Origin of the sequence: Calothrix sp. 336/3, from assembly GCF_000734895.2 — a bacterium.
GTDB lineage: Bacteria > Cyanobacteriota > Cyanobacteriia > Cyanobacteriales > Nostocaceae > 336-3.
In genome coordinates this window covers 4077146-4097054 of sequence record NZ_CP011382.1, presented here as the reverse complement: position 1 = coordinate 4097054, position 19909 = coordinate 4077146, and the positions used below count along the sequence as shown (strand labels likewise).

Annotated in this window: 20 protein-coding genes; 7 read left to right on the top strand and 13 right to left on the bottom strand. The window is 42.0% G+C overall.

The features are described from left to right. Nucleotides 1-160: 160 nt before the first annotated feature. Both IJ00_RS17105 and IJ00_RS17100 read left to right on the top strand, forming a co-directional pair. Entirely contained in the window at nucleotides 161-769 is a 609-nt protein-coding gene (locus IJ00_RS17105) for a hypothetical protein (RefSeq protein ID WP_035154830.1), read from the top strand. Nucleotides 770-904: 135 nt separating this feature from the next. After that, nucleotides 905-2656 (top strand): ABC transporter ATP-binding protein, encoded by a 1752-nt coding sequence (locus IJ00_RS17100; protein WP_035154828.1) that lies wholly within the window; start codon nucleotides 905-907, stop codon nucleotides 2654-2656. Between the two features lie 139 nt (nucleotides 2657-2795). On the opposite strand, the gene IJ00_RS17095 is transcribed toward IJ00_RS17100, so the two are convergent. From IJ00_RS17095 to glyA, 5 genes are all read right to left on the bottom strand, one after another. Further along, nucleotides 2796-3413, bottom strand: coding sequence for a DedA family protein (locus IJ00_RS17095; protein WP_035154827.1), 618 nt, complete (start codon nucleotides 3411-3413; stop codon nucleotides 2796-2798). Between the two features lie 155 nt (nucleotides 3414-3568). Next, complete coding sequence (locus IJ00_RS17090; protein ID WP_035154825.1) at nucleotides 3569-3907, bottom strand: DUF5615 family PIN-like protein; 339 nt, start codon at nucleotides 3905-3907, stop codon at nucleotides 3569-3571. Then, a complete protein-coding gene (locus tag IJ00_RS17085) occupies nucleotides 3904-4128 on the bottom strand; it encodes a DUF433 domain-containing protein (protein ID WP_035154823.1) in 225 nt (74 codons plus the stop codon). The genes IJ00_RS17090 and IJ00_RS17085 overlap by 4 nt, the downstream gene beginning before the upstream one ends. A gap of 65 nt (nucleotides 4129-4193) precedes the next feature. Continuing rightward, the gene (locus tag IJ00_RS17080) at nucleotides 4194-5453 is read right to left on the bottom strand and encodes a competence/damage-inducible protein A (protein ID WP_035154821.1); all 1260 of its coding nucleotides are present in this window, start codon (nucleotides 5451-5453) and stop codon (nucleotides 4194-4196) included. 62 nt (nucleotides 5454-5515) lie between these two features. After that, nucleotides 5516-6799, bottom strand: a complete 1284-nt coding sequence (gene glyA / locus IJ00_RS17075) for a serine hydroxymethyltransferase (RefSeq protein ID WP_035159199.1) — start codon at nucleotides 6797-6799, stop codon at nucleotides 5516-5518. A 537-nt stretch (nucleotides 6800-7336) separates the two neighbouring features. Between glyA and IJ00_RS17070 the strand changes: the two genes are divergently transcribed. Further along, nucleotides 7337-7534: a hypothetical protein gene (locus IJ00_RS17070; RefSeq protein ID WP_035154818.1), complete on the top strand. Its 198-nt coding sequence runs from the start codon at nucleotides 7337-7339 to the stop codon at nucleotides 7532-7534. 105 nt (nucleotides 7535-7639) lie between these two features. Then, nucleotides 7640-8119, top strand: coding sequence for a Tic20 family protein (locus tag IJ00_RS17065; RefSeq protein ID WP_035154813.1), 480 nt, complete (start codon nucleotides 7640-7642; stop codon nucleotides 8117-8119). A gap of 70 nt (nucleotides 8120-8189) precedes the next feature. Here the strand turns inward: IJ00_RS17065 and IJ00_RS17060 are convergent, their stop codons facing one another. Next, the gene (locus tag IJ00_RS17060) at nucleotides 8190-8984 is read right to left on the bottom strand and encodes a fumarylacetoacetate hydrolase family protein (protein ID WP_035154811.1); all 795 of its coding nucleotides are present in this window, start codon (nucleotides 8982-8984) and stop codon (nucleotides 8190-8192) included. Between the two features lie 274 nt (nucleotides 8985-9258). On the opposite strand from IJ00_RS17060, the gene rpsF reads away from it, so the two are divergent. Continuing rightward, the gene (rpsF, locus tag IJ00_RS17055) at nucleotides 9259-9582 is read left to right on the top strand and encodes a 30S ribosomal protein S6 (RefSeq protein ID WP_035154808.1); all 324 of its coding nucleotides are present in this window, start codon (nucleotides 9259-9261) and stop codon (nucleotides 9580-9582) included. Nucleotides 9583-9833: 251 nt separating this feature from the next. Then, entirely contained in the window at nucleotides 9834-10385 is a 552-nt protein-coding gene (locus IJ00_RS17050; RefSeq protein WP_035154806.1) for an Npun_F5560 family protein, read from the top strand. 549 nt (nucleotides 10386-10934) lie between these two features. On the opposite strand, the gene IJ00_RS17045 is transcribed toward IJ00_RS17050, so the two are convergent. The 6 genes from IJ00_RS17045 to IJ00_RS17015 all read right to left on the bottom strand — a co-directional run bounded on the left by IJ00_RS17045 (nucleotide 10935) and on the right by IJ00_RS17015 (nucleotide 17134). Continuing rightward, nucleotides 10935-11276: an STAS domain-containing protein gene (locus tag IJ00_RS17045; protein ID WP_035154803.1), complete on the bottom strand. Its 342-nt coding sequence runs from the start codon at nucleotides 11274-11276 to the stop codon at nucleotides 10935-10937. Nucleotides 11277-11985: 709 nt separating this feature from the next. After that, the gene (locus tag IJ00_RS17035; RefSeq protein WP_035154796.1) at nucleotides 11986-12783 is read right to left on the bottom strand and encodes a DUF362 domain-containing protein; all 798 of its coding nucleotides are present in this window, start codon (nucleotides 12781-12783) and stop codon (nucleotides 11986-11988) included. Between the two features lie 282 nt (nucleotides 12784-13065). Continuing rightward, nucleotides 13066-13566, bottom strand: coding sequence for a hypothetical protein (locus tag IJ00_RS17030; protein WP_035154793.1), 501 nt, complete (start codon nucleotides 13564-13566; stop codon nucleotides 13066-13068). A gap of 5 nt (nucleotides 13567-13571) precedes the next feature. Continuing rightward, nucleotides 13572-14720, bottom strand: a complete 1149-nt coding sequence (locus tag IJ00_RS17025) for a ParM/StbA family protein (RefSeq protein ID WP_035154790.1) — start codon at nucleotides 14718-14720, stop codon at nucleotides 13572-13574. 328 nt (nucleotides 14721-15048) lie between these two features. Beyond that, on the bottom strand, nucleotides 15049-15669 hold the full coding sequence (locus IJ00_RS17020; RefSeq protein ID WP_035154787.1) for a DedA family protein: 621 nt from the start codon (nucleotides 15667-15669) through the stop codon (nucleotides 15049-15051). 394 nt (nucleotides 15670-16063) lie between these two features. After that, on the bottom strand, nucleotides 16064-17134 hold the full coding sequence (locus tag IJ00_RS17015; protein WP_035154785.1) for a Gfo/Idh/MocA family protein: 1071 nt from the start codon (nucleotides 17132-17134) through the stop codon (nucleotides 16064-16066). Between the two features lie 542 nt (nucleotides 17135-17676). On the opposite strand from IJ00_RS17015, the gene queC reads away from it, so the two are divergent. Next, a complete protein-coding gene (gene queC, locus IJ00_RS17010) occupies nucleotides 17677-18360 on the top strand; it encodes a 7-cyano-7-deazaguanine synthase QueC (protein ID WP_035159198.1) in 684 nt (227 codons plus the stop codon). A gap of 132 nt (nucleotides 18361-18492) precedes the next feature. Here queC and IJ00_RS17005 read toward each other — a convergent pair whose 3' ends face one another. Beyond that, nucleotides 18493-19806 (bottom strand): hemolysin family protein, encoded by a 1314-nt coding sequence (locus IJ00_RS17005; protein ID WP_035154783.1) that lies wholly within the window; start codon nucleotides 19804-19806, stop codon nucleotides 18493-18495. Nucleotides 19807-19909: the final 103 nt, after the last annotated feature.

Genomic DNA, 19909 nt, shown 5'->3' with positions numbered 1-19909 from the left:
TAGTATCTTCTTTGACTTTTGTAAAAAGTTAATTTACCTAAAGTTACAGGCTTTGGGAATATGGCAACTTGATGGTATATAAATAACTCAACTGCCCAAAACCTCTAGGCTGACCAAATTTTTCAGTTCTCGATTGCAAAACAGATTTGAGAGTTAATCTATGTTTTTACTTCTGAGCCGAGTGCTACTGTGGCTACTCTTAGGCGCAATTGTGTTCAGCTTATTCCAGAGATTTTATCCTTCTGGTTCCTTTGTCGGAAGACTGGTTTTAGTGGTGCTGATAGTAGTTGTCTTACTATCCTTTGTAAATCCCAGTGAACCAGCGATCGCCTCCCTATGGCGAGTCATTTCCTTTCCCCTCAAACCTCTGGGTGCTTCCGTACTCTTAATGATTGTGGCAGCGCAAAAAATTAAGGATGGGGGAATTGGGAAACCCGGAGGATATCTTATGGGTTGGGCATTAACTATCCTGTTGTTAGCTAGTACACCAGCTGTTGCCTATTTCATCGTGCGATCGCCAGTTGCCAGTCCCACAACTTTTGCTCCCGCTAACGATACCCTAGTAGCAGCATTGCCCAACAGTACGGCTATATCTGATATCAGAACCCCTTACTACTTAATGCAAAATCCCACGGAAGATATTCCCAGACGGGGTTTACGTCTAGAGGATTTTGTCCCCAACGCTCAAACCTTGTCTCTAACTACCAGCACATGGGAAAGTTATCTCAACCAAGTTTATGTCTTCCTACGTGGCAGACAACAGCAGTAAGCAAAAGTTGGAGCAAAAAAAGCCACCGAAATACTTTGGTGGCTGGTAATATTTATACTCTAGTAGTTCTGTTCAGAGCTAAAATCTAGCTTTAAACTAGCCGATTTTAGCTCAAGCTTTCTCAAAACAGGGGAAATGGCGACATCTCGACGGCTCAAGAAATTATTCTCTTATCTGCGTCCCCATTGGCGAGACGCAGTTTTAGGTATTGTTGCCCTATTAACTGTCAATGCTTTGGGAGTCTATATTCCCCTACTGATTCGCTCTGCGATTGGTAAGCTATCGGCAGATTTTACTCTTAAAGAAATTCTCTATTATGTCATCCCGATTTTCTCCCTCACCTCTTCCATGTGGTTGATGCGAATGGCATCTCGTATCTGGTTATTTGGTGTAGGGCGACAGGTGGAATTTGATTTAAAACAACGGATTTTTGAACATTTACTCAAGCTTGAACCAGCTTACTTTAACGAAAATACTGGCGGGGATTTAATTAATCGCGCAACTAGCGATGTGGATAATATTCGTCGCTTATTTGGTTTTGCGGTGTTAAGTCTAGCAAATACATTTTTTGCTTATACCTTCACCTTACCGGTGATGCTTTCCATTAGTTGGGATTTGACGTTAGCATCCCTGGCAATCTATCCTCTGATGTTTTTCTTGGTGCATTTGTTTAGTAACCGTTTACGGAATCAACAATTAGCAGTTCAAGAACGGCTTTCCAATGTCAGTGAATTAATCCAAGAGGATGTCAGTGGAATTGCCCTAATTAAAATCTACGCCCAAGAAGCCAATGAACGCCGCGCTTTTGCTGTCCAAAATCGTAATATCTTGCAAGCTAACCTGGATCTGGCAAAGAGTCGGAATACCCTTTTTCCCCTAATTGGTGGATTAGCTAACGTTAGTTCCTTGGTAATTATCTGGTTAGGTGCTTCCCGAATAGCCGCAGGAACCCTGGCTGTAGGTGATTTTCTGGCGCTGTTAATTTATGTGGAACGTTTAGTTTTTCCCACAGCTTTACTCGGTTTCACCATCACCGCTTACCAACGGGGTGAAGTCAGTGTCGATCGCGTCGAAGCAATTTTTACTACCACACCGAAAGTTCAAGATGCCGCCGATGTCATCTATCTAGAGAAAGATAAAATTAAAGGCGAACTGACGGCAAAAAATTTGCGTTATTTCTACCCTGGTTCCTCAGTTCCAGCCCTAGAAGATGTGAACTTTACCATTCATCCAGGGGAAAGAATTGCTATTGTTGGGGCAATTGGTTCAGGAAAATCCACCCTAGCCAATGCTTTACCCCGTTTGTTAGATATTGCCCCAGGACAGTTATTTCTGGATGGTATTGATATTAGCCAAATTGCTGTTAGTGACCTCAGGGGCGCGATCGCCTACGTACCCCAAGATAATTTTCTCTTCAGTACCACCATCAAAAATAATATCCGCTATGGCGACCCCCTGAGTGAACATGAAGAAGTAGAAGCTGTCGCCCAATTAGCACAAATACACCCGGAGATTGTCAACTTTCCTCAGCAATACGACACAATTGTGGGCGAACGTGGTATCACCCTTTCTGGTGGACAGCGCCAGCGTACAGCCCTAGCAAGGGCAATGCTGATCAATGCACCCATATTAATCCTAGATGATGCCCTTTCTAGTGTGGATAATCAAACCGCCACAGCCATATTAAACAATCTTTCCCAGGGCACAAAACGCAAAACCGTAATATTTATTACTCACCAACTATCCGCAGCCGCCGTCGCCGATCGGATTTTTGTCATGGATAAAGGCAGAATTGTCCAAGTCGGAACACAGTCGGAATTACTACAAGAGCCAGGGCTTTACAGAACTTTGTGGAGTCAGCACCAGGTAGAGGAATTGCTACATTAGGAACTGAGACTAAGGAATATGGATAAATCTTAAAAAGATTTGGTAGCTACAGCTAAAAAATATCCCCTTTCTAGGACAGGTCTTCCTGTCTAATCTAGAATAGGGGCAACATCTCAGAGACTCAATTCCTTGTCTGAAATTACTCCTTAACCTGGCGAGATTCTAACCATAGGGGGATAATAATCAGAGCAGCAAGGACAAATAGTGCTAATAGGGCGAATTGACTTACCCAAGCAACTAATTGTTCTAAGGAAATTACCTTGCCAGCAAAGAATGCAAGTGTCACCATAATTGTGCCCCAGGCTGCGGCACCGATAAAGTTATAGAAAAGAAATTTACCAAAGGGCATTTCTGCAATCCCTGCCATGGGAGCAGCAAAGATACGCAACAGGGCAAAAAAACGCCCCAAGAATACAGCTTTTGCAGCATTTTCACTGAATTGGTCTTTGATGGTTATTAGTCGCGCTTCAGAAATTCGGAATATTCCACCTAGATTGACTAATAGTGACCAACCGCCAATTCTACCTACCCAGTATCCACAAATACTACCAAGCATCGCTCCGGTGATCGCATCACCCAGAACAAGCCAGTAATTTAATTCGTCACTGCCAGCCAGAAATCCACCTACCAGGGTTACGGTTTCACCAGGGAGGGGAATACCTAGATTCTCAAACAAGATTCCGAAAAAAATCGCCCAATAACCGTATTCGTGGGCAATTTTTTGGATATTTTCTAGGGAGATAAATTCCACAGACATCCAGCACCGCAGCCTTTACAAAATGTTACTTTCTCTACTATTATCTGGCTTTATCTGGCGTTCAGCAAGGTCTATTCACGAGAGAATCTTGAATTAATTGCCGTCGCAACTTATCTAGGGCAGAGCAAGCACAACAATAGCCAATATCGGGGTTATCAGAGTCCACTGATTTCTACCAAATCTTCACCTGCTTGTAGAAGTTCAAGTGCTGTGAGCAAATTCTGACTCAGTATCTCTTGCAACCGAGCATTTGAAGTATTTCCACAAGTTAGCCAGATAACTTTTGGTGGTGAACCAAGGCGATTAAGCAGATCAACAAAGTCGCTGTCTTTGGTTATGAGTATAATGCCTTGAGCCTTGGCTAGCTCAAAAATTTCATCGTCTTCAGCATCTCTCAAACCAATATCACGCAAGGCTAATGCCGTTATGGAAAAAGTGTTGCTTATCCAAGTTGCGATCGCAGGGGATAATTGAGCATCTATCCAAATCCTCATACAACCAGAACCGGATGATTCAGCCTACGTGAAGCATACAAAAGTGCTGCTTTCAGGTCATCTGCCTCTAGGTCAGGCATTTCTGCCAGGATTTGTTCAGCACTTAGTCCCGCAACAAACAAATCCAGCACGTCAGATACTCGAATTCGCATACCCCGAATACAGGGACGACCACCACATTGCTTAGGATTGATTGTTACTCTTTCCAATAAGTCTTGCATACGGTTTGGCTCAGAGAAAAATCCTGATGAGTAAATTATATCTTGGAGATTCTTGCCATAAATGTTTAGAAAATAGGAGAAGAAATTAATTGCCGTCGCAACTTATCTAGGGCACAGCAAGCACTAAAATGCCGAATAAAAGAGCGATCGCGCATCGTCCCCAAGCGTAATTCAAAGCTCCAAGTCTCCCCAGTTGTTGCTGCCAGACCAATGTAAACTAAACCTACAGGCTTGGTTTCCGTGCCTCCAGAGGGTCCAGCAATCCCTGTAATACTTAATCCCCAGGTTGTCCCCAAACGAGATACTACCCCCTGCGCCATCTGTTCTGCTACGGTGGCACTCACTGCCCCATACTCAGCTAAATCTTGGGGACTCACTCCTAAAATTTTCTCTTTGATGCGGTTGTCATAAGCAATTACCCCACCCCAAAAATAATCGGAGCTACCTGAAATTTCCGTGAGCATTTGCCCTAAACCGCCTCCCGTACAGGATTCTGCTACCCCTACAGTCTGCTGCCTTTGGCGCAACAAATCACCAACAACGGAAGCCAGGGTATCATTATCTACACCATAAAAATCTAATCCGGCAATTTCTTTAATTTCCTGCTCTACAGGTGTAATCAGGGTTTCTGCAACTTCCGGAGATGGAGCTTTGGCAGCAATTCTTAACCTGACTTCTCCCCTACCAGCATAGGGTGCAACTGTGGGATTTGAGAGTTGGAATAAATGGTTAACTTTCTCTGCCAATGCAGACTCGCCAATACCAATAAATCTTAAACTGCGACTATAAATACTTTCCTGTCCCCAACCTTGACTTTTCAAATAGGGAACAGCAGTTTGCTCCCACATCCGATGCATTTCACTAGGAACACCGGGAAAGGTAAGAATAGTTAAATTCTCCCGTGGTTGCCAAATAATTCCGGGGGCTGTTCCCGTGGGATTGGGGAGAATCTCCGCACCTTGGGGAATTAAAGCTTGCTTGGTGTTACTAGGAGTCATCTCTCGACCCCTTTGAGCAAATTTTTCGCGAATATCTGCAATAACTTCCGCGCGTTCGATTAGAGGAGAACCAAAAAAACCTGCGATGGTTTCACAGGTTAAGTCATCGGGGGTGGGACCTAAACCACCAGTAAAAATCAGAATTTGCGCTCGACTAGTAGCTATTTCTATGACTTGTTTGAGGCGATCAACATTATCACCAACAACGGTTTGATAGTAGTGGGGAATGCCTAATTTTGCTAACTCAATCGCTAAATACTGGGCATTACTATTGAGGATATCTCCTAACAATAATTCTGTGCCCACACAAATAATTTCTGCACTCATAGAATTGAGAAATAATCAGATGAATAATTAGGAGACGCGATCGCTCACGTCTCCACCAAAAATTAGGCTAAAGCTGGTACAGGAATTGTGATATGGGGATATAGGGGGAAGCGATCGCACAACGCAGCTACCCGTTGACGACAATCAGCAGCCACTGACTCTGACTCTGGATTCAACAGGCGATCGGCGATAATATTCCCAATCTCGGTAAACTCTGCAACTCCTAAACCCCTAGTAGTCATAGCTGGAGAACCTAAACGCAAACCACTAGTCACAAAAGGTGATTCCGGGTCAAAGGGCACAGTATTCTTATTCGCAGTGATATTTACGCCGCTTACCAGTTGGTCTGCCAGTTTCCCAGTCATCCCGATACTACGTAAATCAACGAGCATCACATGGTTATCAGTACCATTAGATACTAACTTCAACCCACGACTTTGTAACTGACTTGCCAAAGCGCGAGCATTTTCAATTACCTGGGCAGAATAGGTTTTAAATTCTGGTTTCAGCGCTTCTCCAAAAGCCACTGCTTTAGCTGCAATCACATGCTCTAAGGGACCTCCCTGGTTTCCAGGGAATACAGCTTTGTCTAGTTTTTTACCCAATTCCTGATCACGGGTAAGAATCAAACCACCACGGGGACCTCTCAAGGTTTTATGGGTGGTAGTTGTCACCACATCACAGAAAGAAATGGGATTCGGATGTAATCCTGTGGCAACTAAACCAGCAATATGGGCAATATCCGCAAGTAAGAAAGCACCTACTTCATCAGCAATACTACGGAATTTAGCAAAGTCAATGATGCGAGAGTATGCAGAATAACCACAAATCATCAGCTTAGGGCGCTCCCTTAGCGCCAGCTCACGAATTAGGTCATAATCTAACTGCTCGGTTTCCGGACTCACCCCATAGTGAGACACTTGGAACCACTTACCGGAAACGTTGACAGGGGAACCATGGGTGAGGTGTCCACCATGGGACAAGTCCATCCCCATGATTTTATCTCCTGGTTGCAGTAAGGAGAGAAACACCGCAAAATTAGCTTGAGCACCAGAGTGAGGCTGGACATTGGCATGAGCCGCACCAAATAGCTGTTTAGCTCTGTCAATGGCAATTTGTTCAATTTTGTCAATAAACTCACAACCACCGTAGTAACGCTTACCTGGTAGTCCTTCTGCGTACTTATTCGTAAGCACAGAACCCTGGGCTGCTAGTACCGCCGCAGAGGTAAAGTTTTCACTAGCGATTAACTCTAGGTGATCCCGTTGACGTTGCAGTTCGTGATTGATTAACTCGGCAACACTGGGATCGGAGGAAACAAGAAAATCTGAGTTCGTGAGAGTCACTTCAACTATCCTTAAGGAAAATTGGGAGAATGGTTGATGTTGAATCAATGGAGTTAAAAATAGTCAATAGCAATTAGCCATCATCTGAGGACTGAAACATTTCTGGTTTTTTTGCAGAAGTCGCAGTTCTCAAAAGCATCTAGCTGATTAGCTGATTACTGGTTGATTTTTACTCCGTGAAACAAGTGCGTTAATCATCATAACGCTCTTTAGCTAATGTCAAGTATGGATTATTTCTTGCCGCTCAGAAGGGAAATAAACTTATGTATTGGTTTTGACTATAAATCTTAATAACCAGCATACAATTAATTTACAACCTGGATAAAATATTGTTTTTGGTAGAAGCAATAGTCGGGATTTGCCCTGAGTCGGAAGTAACTGTTTGTCAAGTCTTCTGAACAAGATTTCCCTACTATTCTGAAGATTCTCAGTAGAATCCTGCAAAAGGATGACATTTTTAGGCAAATATAGCTATCCTAACCTCAAGCATATTTTTACACAGGAAAAGTAAATGCTAGAGAGTGGGGGAGGAAATGGATGTTAGTAATCTTATTAGAAGACCAAATCCTGAATCCTCACCAGGTTTGCCAATCTTGTCTCTTGGCAGATAGTAGTGGACAACCTCGGTGGCGTAAAGGTCAACTGCGTTGTGCCCAACAAATACGTAGAATAACGGATAAGCATTCAGAGCAGTATGAGTGTTTGATGGGTTTTCGGATTGCCAATGTTGAATAAATCTCTTGGTTGTTGGGTTGCTCACTCTTGGGCGTGAAGCACTCGTTTCTGGACTGCGTTATTCTAGGTTTTAGATTAGAAAATTTCTTTACGGGAGAACGCAGGATGTCTTGGCGTGGATCTTCAACCTTTAGTGACAGAATTTTTGCTTGCTTACCCTATTTGCTGCCGATAGTTGAGGTTTTCATGTATGGCAGGTTCTTACTTACCCAGTTTCCTGTTTTACAAGTCATCTTTTTACCCTTAATGCCATTGTTAACCGTATATTACGGTGTACGTTATGCTGGGCTGATTATTTTCTTTCTTTTGTTTATCTTTGTAATCAGGAATGAGAAAATCAGCCATTTTGTGCGATTTAATACTATGCAGGCAATTCTGCTAGATATTGTGATTTTCCTCTTTGGTGTGTTGACTGATTTAGTGGGTTTGGTTCCTGCGGGTAATTTTGCAATTCAAACCCTATCGACAACTATCTTTTTAGGGATACTTGGAGCAGCAATTTATTCTGTAGTGCAGTCTTTGTTGGGACGTTATGCAGAAATCCCGGCAATTTCCGATGCGGTGTATATGCAGCTGCCGAGATAATTGTTTGTCAATTTTAAATTGAGGAGTTAAGGTGCGATCGCAGAAATTCCCCATGGGAATTCAGATGAGATTAATCCTTTTTTGCCATGGGTTGACGGGCAATTACGGAGTTTTCTAAGCGACCAATACCTTCAATTTCTACACGGATGCGATCGCCAACTTGTAAAGCACCAATTCCTACGGGTGTACCAGTTAAAATCACGTCACCGGGCAATAGTGTCATTACCTGGCTGATATAGGAGACAAGAAAATCCGGGGGGAATACCATTTGGTCTATAGAACAAGACTGTACAGGATTTATATCGTCATTTAGGAACGTTTGTAATTTTGCCCCTGGACTCAATTCTCGCACTATCCAAGGACCGAGAGGACAAAAAGTATCAAATCCTTTGGCACGAGTCCATTGATTATCGGTTTTTTGCAAGTCTCTAGCTGTCACATCATTGGCAATGGTGTAACCCCAAATTTTCGTTTGCCCTTCTCTTGGTGTACAATCCACCGCGCGATCGCCAATAATTAGTGCTAATTCTCCTTCATAATCTACTCTTTGGGATTGTGAGGGATAACAAATTTCCTCTTCTGAGGCAATAACTGCCGTTGGTGGTTTAAAAAAAAGCAATGGTTCACGAGGTACTTCGGAACCCATTTCCGCAGCGTGATCAGTATAATTCTTCCCCACTGCCACAATTTTAGAAGGAGCGCAAGGAGCCAAAATTTGATATTCTCCCGCTTCTAAAATTAAATTCGTTCCCTGACCTTCTAACCATGGTGGTGCATCAAGTAACTGCACCGTAGAATCAAGCTGAAGTAACCCATAATAAATTTGTCCAGCTTGATTTTGAACCCGCACGTAGCGCTGTGCCATAACTTTACAAAAATACTTAATAGGGAAATGGGGAATTGGAAGCTAGGTTAATGATTTCCATATTTTCCCCTTTTATCTGTCACCTGTCACCTGTCCCCTCTGCATCATGAATCAAAATTCCTTACCTGATTACTGAAGTGGTAATTAAGCATTAAAATTAAAAGCTGGTAAGATTGTAGTTCCTTGTTGCTGTAGATGAAGATATTTCTGTATTTTACGCGAGTTTGGTCTTTATCTATACCAGCAGCCCTAGTCCATAAGGAGATTTCCGCAAATGTCAATTGTTTACGAAACCATGTATATCCTGCGTCCTGACCTCACAGACGAGCTAGTGGAGCAGAATGTTAGTAAGTTTGAAAATTTACTACGGGAGCAAGGTGGAGAAAACATCGAAATTCAAAACCGAGGCAAACGTCGTCTAGCTTACGAAATTGGTAAACATCGGGATGGTATTTACATTCAGATGAATTACAGTGGTGCCGGCAGTGCGATCGCGCCCTTAGAACGGGCAATGCGTTTGAGTGAAGAAGTAATTCGCTACCTCACCATCAAACAAGAAGTATCCGCAGTCAAATCAGAAGAAGTGGCTACAGTCTAAAAATTAATGGGGAAATGTCGGAATTGGGAAGGCGAGGGAATAATCACTCTCAACTAACTGGCAAGAATTATCTTTGTAAAGTTACTTCCCATCCCTAAATTCCCCAGCTTTACAAAAAGTACAAAAAAAATTTGCTTTTTCTTATTGCCAAATGGCTCAAGAATGTTAAATTAGCAAGTACTTACGAAAAAAGTGACATCATATTTATACTTAATTCAGTAGAAAATAATTAATGGGAGCTAGTTGCTACTGTGAGCCAAAATGACACCTCAACAATCCAAGCGCTCTCTACAGAAGTGTCGAAGCTGCGTCAAGAGCTGCAATTGCGAGATCAGTTAGTGCAACAGCTGTCTCAGGAATTATTTCGACTTGTTAAAGGTAATACCAACTTCACACCCCAAAGCGAGGTGTCAGAGCGCCACCAAAGCCAATTACTGGCATTACAAGAACAACTCAGCGCTGTAGAACAACAACTAAGTTTTTATCAAGAGCAAATCACCTCCCGTGACACAGAAATCTACCAGCTACGACAAACAGTTCAAGAACTCACCGATCGTAGTCGGATGCTAGAGCAAGTAGTACAAGAGTTACCACAAATCTATCGCCGCAAGTTTGAAGAACGAATGGCTCCAGTCAGAGAAAAAGTGGCAACCCTACAAAGAGAAAATCGTCAATTACAGGCAGAACTCCAAAGTGTCAGCTACCGTTTAGCTCTCAAAACCCGCACAGCATCCCACAGTGGTATTGATTTACCTAGTTTTCCTCGCCAGGGACAACCCAATATTTCCCCGCAGAATGCTTAAGGGTTTCATCTTGGTTGTTAAAACACTCTCATCAAAATATTACTGAATATTGCGACATCTCAGTCCTAGATATTTATATATGAAAGGATAAGTTATCTGTGCCGGTTATCGCGCTCTTAAAAAGATGTTAGGGCAATGATGACTATAGGAACACAACCTAGAGTAGAAAAATATTTATTGACATCAAGTTTATTGATTATCCCATCCAAAATCAAATAAGAACCCTAGCCATCAAAATTCTTACGAAGAAAAACTCCTATTGATTCCAAATGTTGAATTTTTTCCTTCAGGAGAATCTATTAATCAGTGGGCAGTTGCTTAAAACAACATATTTACAAATTCAAACTGCTGGGATAATTTTGCCGCGAAAATCCCAAATTTCCAATGTGTGGTTGCCACTAATTACTGCTTCTGGGAGCAACTTCTCCAAAAATGTAAGGACTTGATAACATCTGTACTCACTACTTACCACACCTTACCTCGCTTATATCACTTGGGAGATTTACCGATTGAGGCTAAATTGTACCCAGCAGTTGCAATTTGAGCAAGTTAGCTAGCCATTAGATTACTAACCCCTATAACCTCCTCATCAGTGGAAATAATCTCAAAGACAGAATCCAACTGAGTTAATTCCAGAACTAATCTTACCGGAGCTTGGACATTACACAGAACCAAGCGACAACCACTTTGACGCGCAACTTTTAAACCATTTACTAAAGAAACCAACCCAGAGCTATCCATAAAATCTACCTCTTCTAGATTGATTAACCACAGATGATCAGGTTGAGGTACTACCTCTGACATCTGCTGACTAAGAGCAACTCCACCTTGTAAATCAATACGTCCTTGAGGTTTAAACAGAATTATTTGACGTTCGGATGTAAGAGTCATGAATTTAACTGGGTAGTTGAAACATTTCACAAAAGCTGAAACAGCATAAATACTTTAACTTCACAACCGTAACATGATTGTCTATCCATAGTATGAAATAGAATCTGACTCTCGATGTTTAGCTGTAATTGCTTCAGTATTTATCCCGTATAATTTGTGTTAACTTACCCCAATATAGGCATAAGCACCTGACAAATTCAGTAGCATCCGTATCTTTTACAAAATTTTCATAAAAAACTGGGATTTTTATAAATTTTTCATAAAAAAATTGCTCTTTCTCAGTAAGTATGCGGAGTGAATAATTCCCATCCATAGAGCTTAGTTTATAATCAAATTAAGTTTTCATTAACATCAGTTGCAATAAGATAGGCAAATGCGTAACAAAAATCACAAGTCATCATTTGTTGATAGTAATTTCTAGGATTCATCATTCAAAAGACGGTACGATATGATACAAGAATGAATAATATGAATTTTCCATAAATCTCTTGATGTAGACAACAATATAGGACTTGGTGAGTAGAGATGAAAAGCACTTTACTTAATAGTTTTAATAATTTTGTTGTCAAAATAGTGCAGATATTTAGGATATGACGACTCAAACATCTTGCTTTGGGAAATCTTGGGCTAATTTTGAAATTAAGTGATGAAATTAGCAATACACTAGGGTGTGGGTTCTAAATCTGTTGCTCAAACTAATTCCGCCAATCTAAATGTTGGATAATTGACGTAAATTTTCAATCGTATCCAAATAATCTGGAACTGTTTCTTTGGCAAGTTCACAAGCTCTTCTATCAACTGCCAAAATATCATCACCAAAAAATATCTTCCCAAAAGGAAATGTTTTGCCTTTATCAGGTCGCCAATCATCACTGACAAATCTTAAATCACCATCCACCACAGCACCAGCAAATAAATATCCAATACTGAAATATACATCTTGTAAAATTAGAGGTACAGAAGGGCGATGCAATTGCCCCCGTGAGTGGGAACTTCTGGCTTTATAGCGCGATCGCGGAAATAAACCATAGAGATTTTTCAAACTAGCAGAAATTAACTCTTTTCCCTTCAAGTTAGTTTTCTTGAATGCACCCACCGTAATGCAGCAGTCTACCTCTTGTAACATCGTCGGTGCAAACATTGACTTGTAGCGCACTGGAGAGGGTGACAAGTTGGGATATTCACTCATAGGTAACTTATCCGCATCCAACAGTTGCATCCCCTCATCCAAAATCCCATACAATCCATGGCGATGAGCAATTTCTTCCAGGGATACAGGTGAACATACACCTTCAACAATCAAAATTTCCCCATTTGGACTTACTTGACGTAAACCTTGCAAAACTTTTTTGAGTATATTTATACTCACGGTCACCGGGGGTGCTACTGGATAGCCGAGATTCGGTTTCACTAAAATTCGACTAGCATTTGTTGCTTTTGCAGGAGGTTGATAAATAAATTCTTCGGTATCAGCTACTTGAACCGATGTTACAGGTAAAACTTTCATACATTAGGAAATACTTAGTGATGGGTAATTGGTGACAGCAGAGATACCTTTCCCCTTATACCATTTCACGCAAATACTGAAACATATCCAAGTTATAAAACCTTGTCAAAACAGCATTATTCTGTTACTTGCTCCTCAGGATTAGCAATTGGTATTATTTGCTCCCTGAACACCAGGGAAAGCGTTGACTCTGCACCCTACAAAGATTAAACCCCCTTAATAGAGACATCTACCAAGGAGGTTTACTAACAGCAGCAAAAAAATTTTACACCCTGATTTTTCCTAAAAATCATCCAGAAACTGACTTAAGCGACTGATTACGGGGTCTACATCTTGGGGAAAAGTATCATGTACGGTACTAGAGTGAGCATGATTTACTACTTCAAGTCTTGGTGTATTCACAACCACAGGCTGGTTATTATGTGGCTGATTCACCATTAATGCTAACTGAGCAACTTGTTGACTCAACTGCATCAAATGATATTCTACTTGTTCCAATCGATGAGAATCACGTGCGGCAGAACGTCTGTCTAGGTCAGTTAATTGGCTTTGGAGGTCAGCAACCTGTTGTTCCTCCCCTCCTGACACTGCTGTTTGTTTGGGGATAGGTCTTGTTGATTCTGGTACGCACAAAGCTTGCCATAAGGCTTCTTTACAGAGGTCACTAAAAGTTTTATTGGGGTCTTTTTCCAAATAACTTTCAATCAGCGCCAATAAACTTTCGTCTGCAACCCCTGGATTGAACGTAACAGATTTCACTACTTTTTTAGACCATTGGAACATTAGCTTTAAGCCCTAGAAGAGCGAACGTTGGATAACTGCGCCTCTGCGTAAATGTACTGCCCTAAAGCGTTTGCCTGACGGGCGGGTGAAGCTAGGTGAGCATTGATTTTTGCTTCTTTGAGTAAACGTTGTAAGTCTTCTCCAAAGAATTCACCACCACCACCAGTGATAATTACATCAGTAACACGCTCTGGTAGCCATGCTAACACACGACTACAAATTTCACGCGAAAACATCTCCGTAAGATTTGGTAAGAAATCATCTAAGTTAGTAGGTTTACTAGCACCACGGGGACGATAAAAGCGATCGCCCTTGGGACGGTTCACAGCCGCAATTAAGGACAGAGATTGACTATCTGCGCCCTCAATTTCGGCAGCAACTAGTTCATAGAACTTGCTCATACCAAAATCTTCACTCTTAGAAGCCCCACGAGCAAAGCGGAAATTATCCACCATCAACATATCAGTTGTTTGATGTCCAATGTCCACGATCGCCGCCGACAGCTTGGTAAAGTCAGGGAGCGGTGCAGTACCTTTTTTCGGTTGTGCTTCGCACCACAACAAACTACCATAGCCCTCTGGCATAACCCAGACTTTGGTAATATTCAGGGATACAGGTTCGCCCCGGAAATTCATCACATGGGGACCAGTCAGCTGACTTATGATTTGTGCCTTTTCTTTCTCAAATTGCTCCTGGGACAGGTAAGGTAAACCCAGAACAACCGATACCTCATCTTTGAGCTTAAAGTAGCCAGCGCAAGCCAGAGTCTTAGCTAAAGCATCTTCAACCTTAGATTGACCGACACCTAAGTCAGCGCCAAAGTCAGCCGCTAATTGACCAACGGCATAACCACTACCTTGGTACTCCAACCATAAATCTAATAATGGGTCTGTGGCACGAGCCTCGAAAACTCCTCCGCGTACCTGCTCCATGGACATCTGCTTCACGTTAGACGAGATGAAGTAGACGTTATTGGGTTCACGGCTTACAGAAGTTTTTGTCGAAGTTCTACCTAAGTCAACACTTAGAATCTTTTTTCCAGATGCTGCTGCTTGAGGTGTGGGAGCTGCGTTCATTGGAGTCGAAGCCGATACTCTATTCATGGGAATAGCTGCGGCATTCATCGGAGTTGCTGCGGGAGATGAGTCTGTCATGAAAGCTCCTAGTACTTACTTAGCTTTAACAAGTTACCATGCTCAATATTACAAAAATGCGTGTATCAGATAATTCTTCTTGCCGTTAACTGTGGGCAAAATCTTTTTCAAAATTACTGACTTCATGAGCTACGAGGAATACACACAAGTATGTACACAAAAGAACGAGGAAGCAAGGTGCAGGTGGTATTTTTCCGTAGCAAACGGTACTTTTTACACAAAAACACCTATTTTTATGAGCCGAGTTGGGTAATTTTTTTATGAGTAGAAAGTAGGAAATTGGCGTTCTATGGTCACTTGTCCTTATATCACCAATGTTTAAGCTAGTTCACTTGTTCTTGTTGTTATTTTTTTGCTTGCGTTTCAGCACCCAAACTAGAATAGCTAGGATAATTCCACCAAGCACGATTTTAGATACAGGAGCCAAGTACTTATCTACTAATTCATACTGACTACCCAACACGTATCCTGAGTATGTTAGCAAACCTACCCATATAGCGCTACCCAAGGTAGTGTACAGCGTAAATGCGACAAGAGGCATATTGCTCAAGCCAGCAGGAACAGAAATCAAAGTACGGATACCTGGAACCAATCGTCCCAGGAGTACAGCTTTTGTTCCTTGCCGATCAAACCAACGAGAGGCTTTGGTAATATCTTTACTTGATATTGTCAGCCACTTGCCGTATTTGTCAGCCAGCTTGTGTAAACGCCTTTCACCCAGAAATTTACCAGGATAGTACCAAATGAGGGCACCCAATACTGAACCAATCAAACCAGCGATAAAGACACCACCCACGTTTAACTTTTCTGGTGTAGCTCTGGCGGTAAATCCTGCCAATGGCATTATCAACTCAGAAGGAATCGGAGGAAATAAATTTTCTAGAAACATTAACAGGGCAATACCTACATAGCCCATAGAGTTAATTGTATTGGTAATCCATTCAAGCATTGAGCCGATTCCTAGAAGTGCAACAACAAAGATGATTTAAGTATTTTCTCCGGTGGTATTTTCAGAGATCAGGATTGTGGATACTCTCAAAAACACTCAGTCAGTACCAAGCTTGCCATGAATCAGCATCTACAGGGTCAAGAAAAGGGTAAAGATGATTTTTCCTAATATACCTAGCTCTGGCGATCGCGAAATTTCTCTTCATCAAAAAAACAACAAAAAAGGTAGAAGCTGAGAAAACTCTCGATTCTTCTACCATGATTCGGAAAAACTCACTATAGCTTGTAGGCTATATCCCATAACCAGGAAGTATCTGTTTGACTTCTACTTCAGCAGCTACGATCAACTTACTGAAAAGGGACAAGTTTTGACCTCCTCGTAATTGGGAAACTAGTTAAACTGTGGGTGTTAAAGACTGGACTCTAGTTTCTGAATCCCATTCCAGGGGGTTCCAAACTCTATCTTCCAGTGCCATTTGCTCAATTAAACTAGCAAGTCTGAGAGCTTTTAGGGCTTGTTCTCCACCTACAGAAGGTTGATTACCTCCACGAACACAGTTAACAAAGTGCTCTAACTCTGCCCGGAGAGGTTCAATATTACTGGTGTAAACCTTTTCAATTACACCATCCTGTCTATACAGTACTTGGCGGAAATCCGTGATTTTGTCAGGGGTGCTATGACGATGGATAAAAATTTCGTTTTTGAGAAAATCTGCCTCTGTAAAAGAGTTTTTACAATGGGCGACAATGCGGCGAATTTTGCGATGGGTAACTTTGCTCGCTGTCAATGTAGCGACAATCCCATTAGCAAATCCTAAAGTAGCAGTCACATAATCTAAATAACCAGAGTCTAAAGCCCGACTACCGTTAGCTGTCAGCTTCACTACAGGAGAAGCCGCCAAATCTAAAAGCAGATCGATATCGTGAATCATTAAGTCCAAAACCACAGAAACATCATTAGCTCGATGTGAGTAAGGACTCATACGATGAGCTTCTAGGGCGAGGACTTCTTCTGTTTTCAAAACTTTGCTGAGTTCTTGAAAAGCAGGATTAAAACGCTCAATGTGACCTACTTGCAGGATACATTGGGACTCGGCTGCTGCATTCACTAGGGATTCAGCTTCGGAAAGACTAGCGGCGATCGGTTTCTCGATCAGAACGTGAACCCCTGCCAGGAGACAGTTGATTCCGATAGCGTAATGTAAACGAGTGGGGACAGCAATGCACACTGCATCTACATGGGGCAGCAGATCACAGTAGTCTTCAAAAAAACGTACTTTAAATCTACTAGCTGTTTCTAGTCCTCGTTCCACATTGATATCTGCAACACCGATCAGTTCAACATCTTTCATGGAACTCAGAACACGGGTATGGTGTTGTCCCATATTACCCACACCAATCACACCTATGCGGATTGGTCGTGCGTGGTTACGCTGTCCCTGTCCATTTTGCTCTCCTGCTGACATACTGCTTTCTTGCACTCTTTTTCTCTCCTCAACCACCAAAATTTAGAGACGCTACGGTCGTTGGCTTTGATACTCTAACTGCCACTGGTAGTCGTCTAAAACCATCCAGATGGTAACATAGAGGCTCTATTTATGAAGAATTTCAAAGTTTGTTATGAGTTCCCGCCATCAGGGATGGTTTTGTATCGTTAACCGTCAGGGATATCTCTGGAAGTCTTGACAAAATTTCCAACTTATTGGTTGACAGACTGTTGTATTGAGATAAGGCATGGAGTTGTTTTCCTGGAAAAATATTTGATTTTAGTTTTATTGGCTGTATTATCTAATGAATATCTAGGAAAATAAACAATTTCTTTGTCTATTTAATTACATAAAAGGATTTTTTTCCTCTTTCGTAATATTGACTAGGTATGTGCAAAGTCGCCAGGGTCAAAAAATCTGCCATTCTTAGAGAGGTTTTTTGCAGATAAATTTTGTTATTGTTTATTTTTTGGCGATTCCTGAATATCATTTTGCTGGTTGGGGCAAAACATAAAACTGTCATGAAGGCTGTAATTTTGTTGTCTGGTGGACTAGATTCTACTTGTGTACTTTATCAAGCTATGGCTGATGGTTGTGATTGCTATGCTATTTCCTTTGACTATCAGCAGCGACACCGACGGGAATTACACTCAGCATTGACGATCGCCAAGGAAGCAGGTATTACCCAACACCAGGTGATCAGCTTTGATTTGCGGCTATGGGGGGGTTCCGCTCTCACAGATAGTGCCATTGATTTACCTTCTGAGCGTTCCCTGGCGGAAATGTCAGAAAATATTCCTGTCACCTATGTTCCCGCTCGCAACACGATATTTCTCAGTTTTGCCCTTGCCTATGGGGAGGCGATCGCCGCAGAAAGAGTTTATATCGGTGTCAACGCCTTAGATTATTCAGGATACCCCGATTGTCGTCCGGACTATATCCAAGGGATGCAAGAAGTCTTCCGATTAGGGACAAAGCAAGGAAGAGAAGGTAATCCTATTTCCATTGTCACACCCCTAATTAATTTGAAAAAAACCGAAATTATTCAACTGGGCAATCAATTAGGAGTCCCCTGGGAGCTTACCTGGTCGTGTTACGCTGGCGGTGAGTCTGCCTGTGGTGTGTGTGATTCCTGTCGTCTGCGTTTGGCGGCTTTTGCAGAATTAGGATTAGTCGATCCCATAGATTATGAACATAGGGGATAGGGAAAATAACTTATGCCTTACAGTCACCAGTGGAATGGCGATTTTTCCAGTTACAAGGACAAACACTCACCATTGATTTGACTGATTACCCCCTACCCCTGGTGGAAAAAATTCTGAGTTTTTTGATGTTGATTAAACATCCAAACGCCTAATCTGGACTTGATGCAAGCGGGGACCGTGGATAGAGACAATGGTAAACTCCAGGTTTTGGTAACGAAAACTTTCATTCTGCTTGGGAATTTTTTGCAGAAAGAACAGAATAAATCCCCCCAGGGTTTGATAATCTTTCCGTAGGGGTAAATTGATGTTTAAGATGTTATTCAAGTCTTCTAGGTTCATCTGGGCTTGAATGAGGAAGGTCTGACTATCTGGTAGCTGAATGAATAAATCATCACTATGTTCAGCTTCCACATTGATGCCAATAATTTGAGCAATCACATCTTTTAGTGTTACTAACCCCACTGTGCCACCGAACTCGTCTACCACTATCACCATAGTTGGTTTGCCACGTTGCATCATTGGCAAAAGTTCATTCAGTGCTGTGTTCTCTGGAACAAATGTTGCTGGATGCATCCAAGTCTCCAGGGGATGTTCTAGATTCAGCTTGCCGATGGCAAGGGGTTTTGCTAAATCTTTGAAGTAAACGACTCCCAAAATATCATCAATGGACTCATTAATGATTGGGTAGCAAGCATGACCAGTATCTGCCATTTGCTGAAAGAATGTGTGGAGAGTGGCATTTTTGGGTAGGGAAATAATATTTGCGCGGGGAACCATGACAGCTTGGGCAGTAACATCCCCAAATTCAAAGATATTTTTCAGTAATTCCCTTTCTTCAGCTTCTAAACCTGTGGATTCTCGTTCTGTTGAGATAATCAATTGTAACTCTTCTGAGGTGACGGGAGGTCGCCAGCTTTGCCCTGTATATTCAATACCGAATAAACGTAGGAGAAAGCGAGTTGACTGATTGAGAACCCAAATAAACGGGTTAAAAAAGCGGACGATCGCCCGAACCGAAGGACCCAAAAACATCGCTAGTTCTTCAGCGTACAGCATTGCTATGGATTTGGGACAAAGTTCACCCAAGACTATCTGTAGGTAGGCAACAAATAAGAAAGCCAGGGGAATCGCCAGGGAATGGGCAATAAAGTTATCTACCCGACTAGGCAAAGGTAAGGATTTTAGCCAATAACTCACTAAACCCACGATAGTACTTTCACCTATCCAGCCTAATGCCAAACTCGACAGGGTAATACCGAGCTGAGTTGTAGATAGTAATCTATCGATACTGCGCTGCAAAATTTCTACCGCGATCGCCTGTACATCACCAGCTGCGACTAACTGATGAATCCGCGATCGCCGCACTGTCACCATGGAAAATTCCGCAGTGACAAAAAAAGCATTGATCGCAATCAGTAATAAAACTGATAACAATCGCAGCCCCATCTCAGTCCAACTCAAGCTCAGATAACTATTCACTGCCAAAGCTCATGCACAACTGACACCAGGATTTGAGATTTTGAGATTGACAATTTGATTTGTCAGGAAA

Coding starts and splice junctions, on each gene's coding strand:
- IJ00_RS17105 (WP_035154830.1), top strand. CDS start 161: ATGTTTTTACTTCTGAGCCGAGTGCTACTGTGGCTACTCTTAGGCGCA.
- IJ00_RS17100 (WP_035154828.1), top strand. CDS start 905: ATGGCGACATCTCGACGGCTCAAGAAATTATTCTCTTATCTGCGTCCC.
- IJ00_RS17095 (WP_035154827.1), bottom strand. CDS start 3,413: ATGTCTGTGGAATTTATCTCCCTAGAAAATATCCAAAAAATTGCCCAC.
- IJ00_RS17090 (WP_035154825.1), bottom strand. CDS start 3,907: ATGAGGATTTGGATAGATGCTCAATTATCCCCTGCGATCGCAACTTGG.
- IJ00_RS17085 (WP_035154823.1), bottom strand. CDS start 4,128: ATGCAAGACTTATTGGAAAGAGTAACAATCAATCCTAAGCAATGTGGT.
- IJ00_RS17080 (WP_035154821.1), bottom strand. CDS start 5,453: ATGAGTGCAGAAATTATTTGTGTGGGCACAGAATTATTGTTAGGAGAT.
- IJ00_RS17070 (WP_035154818.1), top strand. CDS start 7,337: ATGTTAGTAATCTTATTAGAAGACCAAATCCTGAATCCTCACCAGGTT.
- IJ00_RS17065 (WP_035154813.1), top strand. CDS start 7,640: ATGTCTTGGCGTGGATCTTCAACCTTTAGTGACAGAATTTTTGCTTGC.
- IJ00_RS17060 (WP_035154811.1), bottom strand. CDS start 8,984: ATGGCACAGCGCTACGTGCGGGTTCAAAATCAAGCTGGACAAATTTAT.
- rpsF (WP_035154808.1), top strand. CDS start 9,259: ATGTCAATTGTTTACGAAACCATGTATATCCTGCGTCCTGACCTCACA.
- IJ00_RS17045 (WP_035154803.1), bottom strand. CDS start 11,276: ATGACTCTTACATCCGAACGTCAAATAATTCTGTTTAAACCTCAAGGA.
- IJ00_RS17035 (WP_035154796.1), bottom strand. CDS start 12,783: ATGAAAGTTTTACCTGTAACATCGGTTCAAGTAGCTGATACCGAAGAA.
- IJ00_RS17030 (WP_035154793.1), bottom strand. CDS start 13,566: ATGTTCCAATGGTCTAAAAAAGTAGTGAAATCTGTTACGTTCAATCCA.
- IJ00_RS17025 (WP_035154790.1), bottom strand. CDS start 14,720: ATGACAGACTCATCTCCCGCAGCAACTCCGATGAATGCCGCAGCTATT.
- IJ00_RS17020 (WP_035154787.1), bottom strand. CDS start 15,669: ATGCTTGAATGGATTACCAATACAATTAACTCTATGGGCTATGTAGGT.
- IJ00_RS17015 (WP_035154785.1), bottom strand. CDS start 17,134: ATGTCAGCAGGAGAGCAAAATGGACAGGGACAGCGTAACCACGCACGA.
- queC (WP_035159198.1), top strand. CDS start 17,677: ATGAAGGCTGTAATTTTGTTGTCTGGTGGACTAGATTCTACTTGTGTA.
- IJ00_RS17005 (WP_035154783.1), bottom strand. CDS start 19,806: ATGGGGCTGCGATTGTTATCAGTTTTATTACTGATTGCGATCAATGCT.